The following is a 1,499-nucleotide window of genomic DNA, read 5'->3' on the forward strand; positions in this document are numbered from 1 at the left end:
ATACGCGAAACGGGGTTGTTCTATCTTTAAATTTAATTACGCAACAAAGCCACTTTTATTTGCCGAACATTCAACTCCGACTGAATCGCTTATGCCCCTAAGTCTCTGATGTGAATATTTAACAGCAAGTTCAAGTATTAGTTTTAAAGTACTTCCAGTTATTACTCAAGGTGATAAGTACTGTACTAAACCTTTCTGGCTCTATGTCGGTATAGCCTACCAATCATATATAATTGACATATACATCAATATCTTACATTTAGATCTTTATCAAAATAACTAAAGTATTTAGCTGGTAAATTGCACAAAAATAATATGCATTTAAGTGAGAAAACATGAAATACATGGCCATTGGATTAGTGTTAATTGCAAGCTCGGTATTTGCCAATCCACTCGATAACCTTAACTGGGAATATGAAGGTATATATGACGTACCAAATCAAGACGCAACGATCCTAGTTATGACTGAGCAGTCTTTGGTTAGAGGTGATGACGCAGCAATTTTAGAAGAAGAAATTAATGGAGTTCCTAGCTCTCCAAATGCAGTTCTTTTAAACCAAGATTTAAGCAGATTTATTATAACAGAAAGCAGACCTGGCTTTATAAAAATGGATGATTGGGAAGAAAGTATTGATAGCAATGATTTACTTCAAGAGCTTATCGATAGTACAGAGGATGATAATAAGCATAGGAAAGGCGCGCTTCTCTTTATTGATGGATGGGCAGAGAAACCAACATTAAACAAGAAAGAAGCAACGATGTATTATGCTATAAGAGCGCACAGTAGTGATAATGAGAAAATAGTTAATGCAAGAGCATTGAAATTATCTAGAGAAGGTTATAGTCAAATCACTTGGGTAGGATCTCAAGAGCAATTTATATCAGCGGAAGATAACTTAGCGCCGACTCTAGAGCAGCTAAAGTATAAAAAAGGCCATACCTATAAAGACTTTGTTCCAGAGACTGATACGGTTGCAGCTTTTGGAGCTGGTGCTTTGATGTACAAATTGATCACAGGGAAGGTTGCAGGTAAAGGTGGATTAGCTATTGGAGCTCTCTTACTCGCCTTCGGGAAAAAGCTATGGTTTCTTATATTCTTGCCTGTGGTTTGGTTAAAAAACAAACTGTTCAAAAAACACAAATAGCAGTGAGGTTAATTACTGGGGCTACTGTACTATTTAGTCCAGATATCCTCGCAGTCATCAATAAGTGCAGGCTATTTGGCCAGTTGCGAGATATTACTGCCAACGAAAAACACAATGATGCATACGAAAATTACAAGATGAGAACATCGTCTGCGCACACTTTTGTGAGATTCCTTTCACAACTCCGGTAATAGCAACCATAAGTAAAAGTGCGATAATCTCAGTGGCTCGATCTGCCACTGAGTAATTACGTTAACACAGAATGGGGAAGTTTCGAGTTATGTCATGCTAGCTAAGGTTTGTGATCACCAAGCGATTCTGTCGTATCGTAACTACCAAGCGACTTTGTCATTC

1 protein-coding gene is annotated in these 1,499 nt (G+C 37.6%); it reads left to right on the plus strand.

The window, feature by feature from the left end; all coding sequences use genetic code 11:
• Positions 1-335 precede the first annotated feature (335 nt).
• Positions 336-1,145 (plus strand): DUF2167 domain-containing protein, encoded by an 810-nt coding sequence (locus tag AB6D07_RS22955; protein ID WP_054542158.1) that lies wholly within the window; start codon positions 336-338, stop codon positions 1,143-1,145.
• Positions 1,146-1,499: the final 354 nt, after the last annotated feature.

The sequence above is a fragment of the Vibrio sp. 10N.239.312.C11 genome (genome assembly GCF_041466065.1).
GTDB lineage: Bacteria > Pseudomonadota > Gammaproteobacteria > Enterobacterales > Vibrionaceae > Vibrio > Vibrio tasmaniensis_A.

Coding starts and splice junctions, on each gene's coding strand:
- AB6D07_RS22955 (WP_054542158.1), top strand. CDS start 336: ATGAAATACATGGCCATTGGATTAGTGTTAATTGCAAGCTCGGTATTT.